The sequence below is a fragment of the Bacteroides sp. MSSM.1001136sp1_RTP21357st2_D2_RTP21359_211015 genome, from assembly GCF_040913205.1.
Classification (GTDB): domain Bacteria; phylum Bacteroidota; class Bacteroidia; order Bacteroidales; family Bacteroidaceae; genus Bacteroides; species Bacteroides ovatus.
The window spans coordinates 12,913-26,641 of record NZ_JBDFVF010000036.1 but is presented as its reverse complement, the minus strand read 5'-3'; the positions used below and the strand labels follow the sequence as shown (position 1 = coordinate 26,641).

The 13,729-nt window shown below is 49.3% G+C and carries 12 protein-coding genes and 1 pseudogene; 10 read left to right on the top strand and 3 right to left on the bottom strand.

Annotated features, from left to right (window positions below):
- Window positions 1-3: 3 nt before the first annotated feature.
- Window positions 4-3,258, top strand: a complete 3,255-nt coding sequence (locus tag AB5217_RS20090) for a P-loop NTPase fold protein (protein WP_004291481.1) — start codon at window positions 4-6, stop codon at window positions 3,256-3,258.
- 131 nt (window positions 3,259-3,389) lie between these two features.
- Here AB5217_RS20090 and mobC read toward each other — a convergent pair whose 3' ends face one another.
- Genes mobC through mobA form a run of 3 tightly spaced genes read right to left on the bottom strand, consistent with a single transcriptional unit; the run spans window position 3,390 to window position 7,093 of the window.
- Window positions 3,390-5,408, bottom strand: a complete 2,019-nt coding sequence (mobC, locus tag AB5217_RS20085; RefSeq protein ID WP_004291482.1) for a conjugal transfer protein MobC — start codon at window positions 5,406-5,408, stop codon at window positions 3,390-3,392.
- Window positions 5,409-5,438: 30 nt separating this feature from the next.
- Complete coding sequence (gene mobB, locus AB5217_RS20080) at window positions 5,439-6,686, bottom strand: conjugal transfer protein MobB (RefSeq protein WP_004291483.1); 1,248 nt, start codon at window positions 6,684-6,686, stop codon at window positions 5,439-5,441.
- On the bottom strand, window positions 6,665-7,093 hold the full coding sequence (gene mobA, locus AB5217_RS20075) for a conjugal transfer protein MobA (RefSeq protein ID WP_004291488.1): 429 nt from the start codon (window positions 7,091-7,093) through the stop codon (window positions 6,665-6,667). The genes mobB and mobA overlap by 22 nt, the downstream gene beginning before the upstream one ends.
- A 173-nt stretch (window positions 7,094-7,266) precedes the next feature.
- Here mobA and AB5217_RS20070 point away from each other — a divergent pair, with 173 nt between their 5' ends.
- The 9 genes and pseudogenes from AB5217_RS20070 (at window position 7,267) to AB5217_RS20025 (ending at window position 13,702) form a co-directional block, all read left to right on the top strand.
- On the top strand, window positions 7,267-7,488 hold the full coding sequence (locus tag AB5217_RS20070; RefSeq protein ID WP_025069041.1) for a hypothetical protein: 222 nt from the start codon (window positions 7,267-7,269) through the stop codon (window positions 7,486-7,488).
- 25 nt (window positions 7,489-7,513) lie between these two features.
- Window positions 7,514-8,563: pseudogene (locus AB5217_RS20060) on the top strand (ParA family protein).
- A gap of 2 nt (window positions 8,564-8,565) precedes the next feature.
- Complete coding sequence (locus AB5217_RS20055; RefSeq protein ID WP_025069040.1) at window positions 8,566-9,006, top strand: DUF3408 domain-containing protein; 441 nt, start codon at window positions 8,566-8,568, stop codon at window positions 9,004-9,006.
- Between the two features lie 8 nt (window positions 9,007-9,014).
- A complete protein-coding gene (locus AB5217_RS20050; protein WP_121766882.1) occupies window positions 9,015-9,368 on the top strand; it encodes a DUF3408 domain-containing protein in 354 nt (117 codons plus the stop codon).
- A complete protein-coding gene (locus tag AB5217_RS20045) occupies window positions 9,355-9,630 on the top strand; it encodes a DUF3408 domain-containing protein (RefSeq protein ID WP_287571028.1) in 276 nt (91 codons plus the stop codon). Before AB5217_RS20050 ends, AB5217_RS20045 begins: the two co-directional genes overlap by 14 nt.
- Window positions 9,627-10,343 carry a conjugal transfer protein TraD gene (locus AB5217_RS20040; RefSeq protein ID WP_287571014.1) on the top strand — a complete coding sequence of 239 codons (717 nt, stop codon included), beginning with the start codon at window positions 9,627-9,629 and terminating at the stop codon, window positions 10,341-10,343. The genes AB5217_RS20045 and AB5217_RS20040 overlap by 4 nt, the downstream gene beginning before the upstream one ends.
- A gap of 203 nt (window positions 10,344-10,546) precedes the next feature.
- Window positions 10,547-10,858, top strand: coding sequence for a DUF4134 domain-containing protein (locus AB5217_RS20035; protein ID WP_057098483.1), 312 nt, complete (start codon window positions 10,547-10,549; stop codon window positions 10,856-10,858).
- 10 nt (window positions 10,859-10,868) lie between these two features.
- A complete protein-coding gene (locus AB5217_RS20030) occupies window positions 10,869-11,201 on the top strand; it encodes a DUF4133 domain-containing protein (protein WP_018667411.1) in 333 nt (110 codons plus the stop codon).
- Window positions 11,198-13,702 (top strand): TraG family conjugative transposon ATPase, encoded by a 2,505-nt coding sequence (locus AB5217_RS20025; RefSeq protein WP_368112717.1) that lies wholly within the window; start codon window positions 11,198-11,200, stop codon window positions 13,700-13,702. The genes AB5217_RS20030 and AB5217_RS20025 overlap by 4 nt, the downstream gene beginning before the upstream one ends.
- The last annotated feature ends 27 nt before the right edge of the window (window positions 13,703-13,729 follow it).

Genomic DNA, 13,729 nt, shown 5'->3' with positions numbered 1-13,729 from the left:
TATATGGAAACAAAACTACAATCCAAACAGCAATATCCGCGGTTTATCCAAAATAAACCGTGTGGTATTGACAAATTCGATGGAGGTTCGCAAGAAAGGTTGGCAAAAACTATTGCTCGCCATTTTTGTCAGAATGATTCATTGGATGAGGAATGTACTTTACCTCGAATTATCGGCATCGAAGGTATTTGGGGATCTGGAAAATCCAACGTGGTTAAAATGTTGGAACGTGAATTATCAGACGACTATTACTTTTTTGAGTATGACGCATGGGGACATCAAGAGGACTTGCAACGCCGCTCTATATTGGAATTGCTTACAAGCAAACTTATTGATGATGGTATCCTATCTGGAAATGCAACAATAAAAGTCAAAGGTGGAGGTACGAAAACCGTATCATGGTCTGAAAAGCTGAAATATTTATTAGCCCGTAAAACGGAGACCGTAACCGAAAAATATCCCCTTATCAGTAATGGTATGGTTGCGGCATTTTTGGTTGCAGTTTTAACTCCGATATTTACATTTATTGCGTATGCAGTAAAACCTACACCCACAACATGGTGGTTTTCTTTATTGTCTATTATCATAGCTGCACTGCCAGTTCTTATTGCATTGTGCGTTTGGAAATGGGCATATAGCAAAGATCATAAATATGGATGGAGTTATATGTTAGCTATTTATCAAGATAAAGTCGAAAAGGACGTTTGCTATGAGACTTTGAGCGAAGACGAACCAACGGTTTACGAGTTCAAAACATGGATGCAAGACATTTCTGATTTTATCAAGGAAAAAGGACAACGTAAATTAGTCCTTGTTTTTGACAACATGGATCGTCTCCCCGCTGAAAAAGTAAAAGAATTATGGTCTTCTATCCATACGTTCTTCGCCGATAGCGGTTTTGAAAATGTTTGGGCTGTTATTCCTTTCGATGAAACACATTTAGCTTGTGCATTCGGAGATGAGACCGACGAACAAACGAAACAACTGACCAAGTATTTTATCAATAAAACTTTCCCTATTGTTTATCGTGTTGCTCCTCCTGTTATTACCGACTATCGAAGTATATTCAACAAACTGTTTGTTGAAGCATTTGGAGAAACAGAAAATGAAGCGAAAGAAACTATAAATCGGATATTCAGATTGGTAAATCCTAATGCCAATGTTAGGGAAATTATATCATATATCAATGAGATGGTCGCTCTTAAACAAGAGTGGTGTAACGAAATTTTGATGATAAACATAGCATTGTTCTGTTTGAAGAAGACGGATATTCTGGCAAATCCAGTAGAACAAATATTGTCCGGCGACTATCTGAATGGCATTCAAACAATAATTAACAATGATCTGCAAACACAACGCGAAATTGCAGCTTTGGTATATGGTGTCGATGTTGAAGATGCTCGACAAATTCCATTGAAAAAATATATTGAAGGCTGCATCAACGGAGAAGAAGACCACGACATAAATCAATATGCAGAGACTAATAAACAATTTGACACTGTATTAGAAGAAGTTATACAATGTATGGACAATGCGCTTATCGATAAGATTATACATTGTTTGCATAAATTAACTCGAAAGAGCGATGTTATTCTGCGTGTATGGCAAAGAATAGCACAATTGAAATTAAAAGAATCCATAGAGAAGCAGGTGTTCCCTGTCGAATACCAAGAACTGCTGTTGCATTTAGACACGGAAAGCCAAAACCATGTGATTGCTCAATTATATAAGAAGATAGTTCGGTTCAATGACTTCAATGGCGGCGACTATTTCAAAACGTTAGATGCAATAGACAGGTTTATTGCGCAAAATAAGTTGGCGTGCGATTTTACGTCATTGATTGAAGCAAAAACAGTCAAGCCAAATACATTTATCGATTATATTCAAGCTGCAAATGCAACAGATGCTGCCTATCGGGATAACGCGACAACTAAAGCATATAAATATTATCAAGTAGCAACAAATTCGGAGGCGCTCGATAATTATTTGGCAAACTTACTACCCGATAATTTCGACCATGCAGATATTGTAAAAACGTTAAAAGATAATTCTACCTATACGTTTCCAACGCTTTTGCAAGCGATCACGAATTGCATTGATGAACAGAATGTAAATAAAGATAATATAGGGGCTATATTTACAACCTATCGTTTATTGGCATCTGACGAAGAAAGACCTTTACCTGTAACGTTAGATTCAACCTACATAAATCAGTTGCATTCTGAATTAGAAACTGATGGCCGAAACATTAAAGAGTCTGGATATTACGATTTAGTCGCCATGCAATTGGCACATGGTCATTCCGTTTCCTTAATAGAGGGTGGAGATATAAAATATGTTGCAGAACTCATGGACTATTATGTGGATCATGGAGACTTATTAGTAAATAGTGTGGGATGGAATATACCGCTATTAAATGAAACACTACAATACATGGTAAATCATAAACTTGGCTATAAATTATTGCTCTCAGACATATTGCCCCAATTTGAAGATATTAAGAACAGAATAGGTGTAACGGATGAGGTATTTATCGAGCATTTAGCAGAGTGGAATACCGATTTGGATAAGTATATCACTAAGAACAATATTAAAGATGTAATTCCTGACGCATCTTTTTACGATTTGACCACTAAAATAAGCAATGTCCTGACCGATCATATCAATAAAATAGCGTTCGAAGCGTTGTCTGAAATAAGTGTTGATACATTATACGCCCAAAGAACAGCACATACATCATATTATTGGTTTGTCGCAATAAAACATTTACTGGCTAAAATCAAATCCTTGCCAGATAACTTGACTGAATTTGGCAAAAAGATTCTGATGGATATTGCTTCTGGAACTCAAAGTTTGAATCCTTTCCCTAATTGTTTCAAGAATATAGTTGAAAGATTGGATAAACGAAAAATTAAATCGACAGTTACCGATATAAGAAATGATTTCTGCATCGGTAAAAAGACTATCAATGCAATAAAGTTTCAATTTTTCGAAACATGGCTTAGATCGCATGGTAATTTGAAAAGTCAAGCTGGAGACGTTATTGATAAAATAGTGAAACCTGTAATTTCCGATGGGGCATGCCGTTCATTGATTCTGCAAAACAAAGATTTTTATATGGATTTAATAAATACAGCAGGGGATGATGCTTATGAATTGAAAAAGAGTCTCCGAAACCTCATACAAAAAGATTCAGATCCGCAATTGGTTAAATTTGTCAATTCGATAGATTCAGTACCTGAGGTTGAAACCGCGTAAGTATTTGTCTAACAAGTCCGAATTTTACGATTTTACCCGTCAGAACTGAAGTGCCCCCCAAAAAAATTGTATCCAACTTTTGGGGGTCACTTCAAACTTCGATAGGGATAATTTTCAATTTTGGGGACTTGTTAGACAGTCTCATTATCTGGTAGCAGTTTACACAGCACCGGATCGTTTTTGATACGCTCCAGTTCCTCCTGCACAATCTGCTTCACCTCTTCCTTGATGCGCCGGTAGTTCGCCTGCACCGTTTCCTTCATGCGGTCGTTGCCGTCCTCGTCCGTGAAGTTTGTAATGACGGGAATTTTCTTGTAGGCACTTTCTTCCCGTTTCACCTTTTCGGCATCCACCACAATCTCGCAATGAAAAATCTTCTGCTCGATACGCTCGTTGAAGTTGTCGGATACAGAACCGACAAACATTCCCTGCGTAAGCCCGGAAATCTTACTCGGTGGAATGAGCGCGTCCATCTGCGTGTTGATGGAGGTGGAAACATCCTGCCGGTTGATGGAGATGGACTGCCGTTTCTGCAACACCTTACCGAACCGCTCGGAGAGCGTCTTGGCTGTTTCCCCCACCACCTGACCGGAGAAAATATTGCCGACAGTGTTCATCACCACTTTCGCCTCTTTGTCCCCGTAGTCACGCACTAACTGGCTGAAATCCTGAAAGCCCAGACACACGGCAACCTTGTTGCTTCGGGCGGTAGCTATAAGATTGTCCAACCCTTTGAAGTATATTGTGGGCAACTCGTCGATGATGACCGATGACTTCAGCATCCCCTTCTTGTTGATGAGCTTCACGATACGGGAATTATACAGACCGAGTGCCGCACCGTAGATATTCTGACGGTCGGGATTGTTACCCACGCAGAGGATTTTCGGCTCTTCGGGATTGTTGATGTCCAGCGTAAACTCGCTGTCTGACATCACCCAGTAGAGCTGCGGTGAAATCATCCTCGAAAGCGGGATTTTTGCCGACGCTATCTGACCCATGAGCTGCTCCGCAGCCCCTCCAAGCCACGCATCCATGAACGGCGAAAGGTAGTTCTCCAGCTCCGGATAAGAGGTCAGTATCGGAAATATATCCTCGTAACGGCGGTTCAGAAACTCGATAGCATGGGGAAACGTGCAAAACTTCCCGTTCTGATAGATTTTGAGATACCAGATAATACTGGCAAACAGAATGATAGGTGACTCCACGAAGAAGTCGCCCTGCTTTTGCACCCACGTTTTATTGAGGTTGAGCATTATTGTGTAGGCACTCTCATAGGCATCCGTAATATCTTCCATAAAATCCGGGTGAATGGGATTGCACCGATGAGAGCGTCGCGGGTCGTCGAAGTTGATCACATAGAACTTCGGCTTTACCTTGTAGCCGTCCGGGTGGTTCAGCAAATGGTTGTAGGCAATAGTAGATAGGTCGGGATACTTGAAATCGTAGATGTATTGACTAAAGCCCTTTTCAATCTGTTGCTTGATAAAATTGTTTACCACGGCATAGGACTTGCCGCTGCCCGGCGTACCCAACACGATGGACGCACGGAAGGGATTAACTACATTGATCCAACCGTTGTTCCAGCGTTTCCTGTAATAGAAACGTGTCGGCAGATTGACCGAATACTCGCTTTCGATAAGCCTCGTTTCCTGCATGAAACTCTCGTTCTCGTTGTTGAAAACATCCTCCATCAAATTGTGTTTCAACAGGCGGCTCATCCACAGACCACCCATCAACAGGCAGACATAGCCCGTTCCAATGGTAAGGACATACAGTCCCGTCACCGCTTCAAGCGGCAGCGGCAGGGGCAGCAACCACCAGTTCAGGAAAAACAGCACGAACCCGACGGCAAATGCTGTCCAGATTCTCCCCCAAGTGATTTTCTCACCCTTGACACCCTTCGTACCCAGACAGGACAAGGCAAGCAAAAGGACGGAAAACAGCTTCGTGTAGAGAATGGAATGGAACAGCCCCGCCGTGCGGTCGAAGTTCAGAAGGATTTTGTCCACCACGCCGATGTTCACGCCCCACAGCCGGATGGCTTCGTAGCAGAACCAGTACACGTTCATGACCACTAAAATGATACTCACGGCACGCAGAAAATCCATGATTTTCGCCAATGCCCTCAAATCGTCTTCTTGTTGTGACATACATTGATTTTTTAATTGTTGATACTCTGATTACATACCCAAGCCCTTGCGTTTTTTCTTCTTTTTGCGCTTCATCGCCCGGATGAAAGCCTCTTCCTCGGCATCTACCGCCGGACCTTCGGGAGTGAGCAAGCCCATACCGCCCGATATATCTTCACTGTCGTAGGCGGTCTGCCCGTGTGCCTTGTCCGCAGCATCCACAGGGATGGATAGCGGTATCGGCGGTTGTCCGGCGTATGGCAGGGTGAAGTGTTCCTGCAAGGCATTCGCCGAAAGCTCCTTACCCATGCGCGAACCGTTCAGCACGCATCCCGTGCGGTGGTCGATGAAGGTAGCCCCATAGATGCGCCCTTCCTCTGTGTAGCGCAGTACGGTGTCGATGCCCTTCTCTTTGAGTTGGGATACAAATTTGTCCTTGTCATAAGTGCCTTGCAGCACGGAAAGGACGGTGCGTTTCGTCATGTCTGCCAGTTTCCTATCCTTGATTTCCGATTTGGAACGGACAAACTTCTTCTGTACGGCTTCATAGCCTGCGGACTTCCCGAAAAGCGAGGATTTGAACGGGTTGCCCACCTTGTTACCCTTGTCGTCCGTGACGGAATAGACCAGCCCGTGATACTCCCGTCCGCGCACGTTGCCCCTCGCTTCCTCCACCGTCATATTATATAAGGAAAGGAGCGCACGGTATTCGCCCATCGTCTGGAAACGGTACTGCCCATTCAGAGCCTTCACGGTGTTGCCTACCTGCTTCTTCACATCACCTGCCGATGCGGCCACCTTGCGCAACGGATTATCCAATCTCTGATTTTTACGTTCTGCCGGATGCAATCCGTACTTCTGTTCCAGTTCCCTGCGGATACGGTCGCTGCGGCGGTAGAGAAAATCCCGGTTGAGCCTTTTCCCGTTCTCGTCCACGTTGACCGTCACGATGTGCAGGTGGTGGCGGTCGATGTCCTCGTGCTTGAATACAAGATAAGGCTGGTTTCCGAAACCGAGTTTTTCCAGATACTCGCGGGCGATATTCTGCAACTCAATATCGGTCAGCACATCCTCCGGGTGCGGGTTGAGAGAGATATGCACCACCGGCTTCTCGATCTTCATCTGCGGTGGCAGGAAGGTGAGAAAACCCTCCATCGCCTTGCCTATGTCCACCGTTCCCGAACCGTCATTGTAGATGCGGTTGGTGGTGAGAAGCCGCCCCTGCGCCTCGTTAATCTTCTCCCCGTTGTAGGCAATCGCGCCGTACAACGAACTTCCTACACTGATTTTTGCGACCATTTTGCCTCCATTTCCCTTGAAAGTTCCACAATCCGGCGGCTCAGTTTCACGAGTTCGACGGTGTGTTGCTCTAATTTGTAGAGCAACGCCATCGCCTTTTTCTCTGAAAAATGCAGCCTCAGTTCCTTCACGACTTGGTTGTAATTCGTACCCACGGCACGGAATTGTGCATGAAAATCCGACAGTTTGGTGTAATAGTCCACCAACGTCTTGTCCACCTTCAGCACCTTGAACGGTTGCCCGAAGAAGTGCGCTTTGAGGAAAACAGACCGTGCATAGACACCCGATTTTCCGAACATGGCGAGGAAACGGTTGTGTTCCTCCTCGTTGAAACGGACGGTGTACCGGTACACCGCCGGATCAAGTTTGGGATTTCTCCCTGATTTGCTTTTCCTTTTCTCTTTCATATTACTTTGGATTTAGCGGATTGACGGCATAAGCCGCCGCTTCGGATTACAGCACCGCAGTTCTGAAAGGCTTCCCGACTTCGGAGGGAAAGCCCGCCCCCTGCAAGGGCAAGTGCTTTTCGTGGCTGCTCAAAATATTTTGAGCGGCTGAAAAGACATCTTGCTATGTTCAGGTGAACATAAAAATCCGTCGGGGACGGATTGGGGGAATGCCTTTCAAACTCCGGGCTGCGCCACCTGCGGCGAACCCTGCCGTTCGGGGGCAAAGTTACGACCTTAAAGCGGTACCGGACAGAGGCTTGACCCGGTCAATGGCTGCCAACCGGCGCAACATGCTGCCACTTGCCGGAGAAGTGATACAAGTTCCGGAATATACTTGTTTATTTGCAGCATGATTCAAGAAACGAACGATTTGAAGATATGGAAAAAGGAACTTTCAGATACCCGGCAAACCGCTTAGGCGGACATTTGCAAAACCGAATATCCGCACTGCCGGATACCCGGTTTTACAACAACGCGGTGATTCACGGATTCAATGACTTCATGACGCAATGCCGTCATTCACCGGTTATCCGAATCCCGGCTTCACCGTTGAAACGGATACGTGACGGACCGCCCGGATAATGATTCGCGGACGCGGATATATACGTCACCGCTTCCGTACAGGAACAGGAAAAAAATTCATCAACCATTAAAAGCAATAGAACCATGAGTAATGAAATCTTCGTTGCATTCGCAACACAAAAGGGAGGCATCGGCAAATCCACCGTCACGGCTCTTGCCGCCAACTACCTCCACAACGTGAAGGGCTACAATGTCGCCGTCATAGACTGCGACGACCCGCAACACAGCATCCACGGTCTGCGTGAACGTGAAACGAAACTTATCGACGAGAGCCTCTATTTCAAGGCACTCGCGTGCGACCACTTCCGCAAGGTCAGGAAGAACGCCTACCCGGTCATCAAGAGTAACTCACAGGACGCCCTCGACGATGCCGACAGGATGCTCGTCAGCGAGGAGGTGAAACCCGACATCGTGTTCTTCGACATGCCGGGCACGCTCCGTAGCGACGGCGTTGTCAAGACGCTCTCTCAGATGGACTACATCTTCACGCCCATGAGTGCCGACCGCTTCGTCGTGGAAAGCACCCTGCAATTCGCCGCGATGTTCCGTGACAACCTAATGACGACGGGACAGGCGAAAACAAAAGGTCTTCACCTGTTCTGGACGATGGTGGACGGCAGGGAGAAGAACGGGCTGTACGACCTGTATGAAGATGTGATTGCCGAAATGGGACTGTCGGTCTTGTCCACACGCCTGCCCGACAGCAAGAAATTCCGGCGCGACCTCTCGGAAGAACGCAAGGGCGTTTTCCGCTCGACCATCTTCCCGATGGACACGTCCCTGCTGAAAGGGAGCGGCATCCGTGAGTTCTCGGAAGAGATTGTCAGCATCATCAAACCGCGATGAACATGGGCAGCAGGAAAGTGAACACCGAAGGCATCGACGAGGAACTGTTGATAGCCTCTATCGGCAGGCGCAAGCAGGACGGAACCCTGTACCGCGCGCAGGAGCCGCCCGCGCCGGCCCCCGAAGAAGAAAGCGTTCCCGAATCGGAACAGCCGTCCGCACCGTCACCGGCAAAGGAGAAACCGCTGAAAGACAGCGGACGCCGCAAACGGCAGGAGGACGACTACACCGGACTGTTCCTGCGCCGCAACGAGATAAAGACACGCCAGTGCGTCTATATCAGCCGCGACGTACACAGCAAGATTCTTAAAATCGTTAACGACATCGCCGGGCGGGAAATCTCGGTAGGCGGCTACGTGGACACCGTGCTGCGCCAGCATCTGGAACAGCACAAGGAGAAAATAAACGAACTGTACAGGAAACAACGTGAAGACTTAATATGAATATGGATATGAATCAGGAAAAGAACCAGAAAAACAGAAATCCGCATCATGACGGCGGAAGTATGCTTGCCCAAGTGCAGGCGAGTGTGGAAATCCTGTCGCCCGTGCCGGTAGGCGGCAAATGCGGCGAAAAGGACTATGAACGGCTTTTCATCCGTGAACCCGAAGTGAAGGCGCGGGAGGGGAAGATGGCGTATGTGCGCCCGGAGTACCACGACCGTATCATGCGCATCACCCGTGTGATCGGGCATGACCGGCTGTCGCTGTCCGCCTACATCGACCATGTGCTTACGCACCACTTCAACCAGTGCGAGGAGGCGATAAAGAGCCTTTACGCCCGGAATTACAATTCAGTATTTTAACCGTCAAAAAGAAACAGACATGAAAAGAAAAAAGAATGACTATCGCACCTTCCTGAAAAAATCAGGCATCAAGGCGAGAGAGGGAAAGCAAGTGTACATCAGTTTGGCAAACCACAGCGTGATAACCGAAATCACCTATTTATTAGGTAAAGGAAATCTGACCATCGCCGACTATCTGGACAATGTGCTTAACGAACATTTCCAGACACACCGTGCCGAAATCAACCGTATGTTGGACTCAGTCCCCAAAGTAGAGCTATGAGCATGACGATGATTCTCCTGACTGTATCGGTGGGCTGTAACCTGTGGTTCCTGTTCCTGCTGCTCTACGACCGCATCATGGAAACGAAGCTCGTCCGCTTCCTTAGAGGCATTGCCGGACTGTGGAGGTCGTTGGGCGGCACGACGGTAAAGCAGGAAACAGTACGGGAAACACCACCCGCAGAAAAACCGGACATCATCGGCAAGAGCCGTTTCAGGATGGCATCGACCCGGACAACCGCTGCCATACCGGCGCAAGAAGCTGCCACTTCGGAAAAAGGCATTGGGCTGGCGGAAGAAGACGCTACTTTTGACGACGGAAACGCGGAAGCCGTGTACCGTCCGGCACAAGTCCCGGAAGAGAAGCTCGACGAAACCTTCACGAGCATGCAGCCTTCGGAACTGGAGTTCGGAGAGGACGAACCGGAAGAGAATGGTCCGGATCTGCCACGGGCTTCAGGCAACAGCTTCGACGAGATAGACGATGCCGTCAAGACCGCCAAGAATCCGCAGGCGACAACGGCGGAACAGGACCGGGCAGCAAAGGTCTTCACCGACATGGAAGGGACGGAACTGTACGAGAAACTGATGGCAGGCTCGACAGAACTGAGCATCCGCATCAAGGGGCTTATTGAAATCCGGCTGAAGAAACCGGACAAGGAATTTACCGTCCCCGACAATATCGAGGATTTCGACATCCGGAAGTATGTGTAACGAAAGACGATAGAAAAAATGAAAACGTAAGACAACATCACACCACGCGGCACGGCGGTACAAGGTACGGCCCGTCCGCAACGGACCCTCCCAAGTCCGTGGAAACAAAGGGAGAATCCACTAAACCAAAGTAAAGTAATCAAGTATCAACCGCCCGAAAAAGGACCATCCACCCTTTGGACGGCACAAAACAAGAACAGTTTATGAACAAGAACATCAGACAAAAGTCCATCATCTCTGCGGCACTTCTGGTTGCCGCAACCGCCTCCGCCTTCGCGCAGGGAAACGGCATGGCGGGCATCAACGAAGCCACCTCTATGGTGAGTTCCTATTTCGATCCGGGAGTGAAACTGATTTACGCCGTCGGTGCTGTAATCGGTCTTATCGGAGGCGTAAAAGTGTACGGAAAATTCTCGTCCGGCGACCCCGACACCTCGAAGACCGCCGCAAGCTGGTTCGGAGCGTGCATTTTCCTGATTGTCGCCGCGACTATCCTGCGTTCATTCTTCCTTTAATAAACAATGTATGGCTGAATACCCGATAAACAAGGGTATCGGCCGTCCGGTCGAGTTCAAGGGTCTGAAGGCACAATACCTCTTCATTTTCTGCGGAGGTCTGCTGGCTCTCTTCATCCTGTTCGTCATCCTCTACATGGTCGGCATCGACCAGTGGGTATGTATCGGCTTCGGCGCGGCATCGTCCTCCGTCCTCGTATGGCAGACCTTCGCGCTGAACGCACGGTACGGCGAACACGGGCTTATGAAGCTGGGAGCGGCACGGAACCATCCCCGATACCTTATCAACCGGCGGCGGATCACCCGATTATTCAAACGGCAACGAAAGGAAGAAACGACATGAGAAATACATCCAAAATGACGACACTGGAAAACAGGTTCCCGCTATTAGCGGTGGAGCATGGCTGCATCATCTCCAAAGACGCCGACATCACGGTGGCTTTCGAGGTGGAGCTGCCGGAGCTTTACACCGTGACGGGCGCGGAGTACGAGGCGATACACGGCTGCTGGTGCAAGGCTATCAAGGTGCTGCCGGACTTCTGCGTCGTCCACAAGCAGGACTGGTTCATCAAGGAACGCTACAAGCCGGAACTGCAAAAGGAGGACATGAGCTTCCTGAGCCGCTCCAACGAGCGTCACTTCAACGAGCGTCCGTACCTGAAGCACACCTGCTACCTCTACCTGACCAAGACGACGAAGGAGCGCAACCGGATGCAGAGCAACTTCAGCACGCTGTGCCGGGGGCATATCATCCCGAAGGAACTGGACAAGGAAACCGTCGGGAAATTTATGGAGGCCGCCGAACAGTTCGAGCGCATCATGAACGACAGCGGCTTTGTCAGGCTGCGCCGGCTCTCCACCGACGAGATTGTCGGCACGGAGAAGTCCGCCGGGCTGATAGAGCGTTACTTCTCGCTTATGCCCGAAGGGAATGCGACCTTGCAGGACATCGACCTCTCGGCAAGGGAAATGCGCATCGGCGACAACCGCCTGTGCCTGCACACCCTCTCCGACGCGGAGGACATGCCCGGAAAGGTGGCTACCGACATCCGCTACGAGAAACTCTCCACGGACAGAAGCGACTGCCGCCTCTCCTTCGCCTCCCCGGTGGGGCTGCTGCTCTCCTGCAACCACATCTACAACCAGTATGTGATTATCGACAACAGCGAGGAAAATTTGCAGAAGTTCGAGAAGTCCGCGAGGAACATGCAGTCGCTATCCCGATACAGCCGGAGCAACAGCATCAACCGCGAATGGATAGACCAGTACCTGAACGAAGCCCATTCCTACGGGCTGACCTCGGTACGGGCGCACTTCAACGTCATGGCGTGGAGCGACGACGCGGAGGAGCTGAAGCACATAAAGAACGACGTGGGCAGCCAGCTGGCAAGCATGGAGTGCGTGCCGCGCCACAACACCATCGACTGCCCGACGCTCTACTGGGCGGCGATGCCCGGCAACGCGGCGGACTTTCCTGCCGAGGAAAGTTTCCATACGTTCATCGAGCAGGCGGTATGCCTCTTTACGGAGGAAACCAACTACCGCAGCTCGCTCTCGCCCTTCGGCATCAAGATGGTGGACAGGCTCACGGGAAAGCCCCTGCACCTCGACATCAGCGACCTGCCGATGAAGCGCGGCATCACCACCAACCGCAACAAGTTCGTGCTGGGACCGAGCGGTTCGGGCAAGTCGTTCTTCATGAACCACCTCGTGAGGCAGTATTGGGAACAGGGCGCGCACGTGGTGCTGGTGGACACGGGAAACTCCTATCAGGGCTTGTACGAAATGATACGGCGCAAGACAAACGGCGCGGACGGCGTGTATTTCACCTATACGGAGGAGAAACCGATTTCGTTCAACCCGTTCTACACCGACGACTACGTGTACGACGTGGAGAAGAAGGACAGCATCAAGACGCTGCTGCTGACGCTCTGGAAGTCGGAGGACGACAAGGTGACGAAGACCGAGAGCGGCGAGCTGGGCAGCGCGGTGAACGCCTACATCGAACGCATCAGGGCTGACCGGAGCATCGTCCCCTCGTTCAACACCTTCTACGAGTACATGCGCGACGACTACCGCCGCGAGCTGGCACAGCGTGACATCAAGGTGGAGAAGTCCGACTTCAACATTGACAACATGCTTACCACCATGCGGCAGTATTACCGGGGCGGACGCTACGACTTCCTGCTCAACTCCACGGAGAACATCGACCTGCTCGGCAAGCGGTTCATCGTCTTCGAGATTGACAGTATTAAGGAAAATCGCGAGCTTTTCCCGGTGGTGACCATAATCATCATGGAAGCCTTCATTAACAAGATGCGCCGTCTGAAAGGCGTGCGTAAATTGCTGATAGTGGAAGAGGCTTGGAAGGCTCTCTCTTCAGCGAACATGGCTGAGTACCTGCGCTATATGTACAAGACCGTGCGCAAGTATTTCGGCGAGGCGATCGTGGTGACGCAGGAGGTGGACGACATCATTTCCTCGCCCGTGGTCAAGGAGAGCATCATCAACAACTCCGACTGCAAGATACTCCTCGACCAAAGGAAATATATGAACAAGTTTGATGCCATACAGTCCCTTTTAGGTCTGACGGAGAAGGAGAAGTCGCAGATACTCTCCATCAACATGGCAATCAACCCGAACCGCAATTACAAGGAAGTGTGGATCGGACTGGGCGGCACGCAGTCGGCTGTCTATGCCACCGAAGTGAGCGCGGAGGAATATCTGGCGTACACCACCGAAGAAACGGAGAAGGTGGAGGTTTACCGTCTGGCGGAAAAGCTGGGCGGCGACATCGAAGCCGCCATCCGGCAGCTTGCCGAAAGACGGAGAAACAAGGAATAGGCAATAAGTAAAACAGATTCATCAACT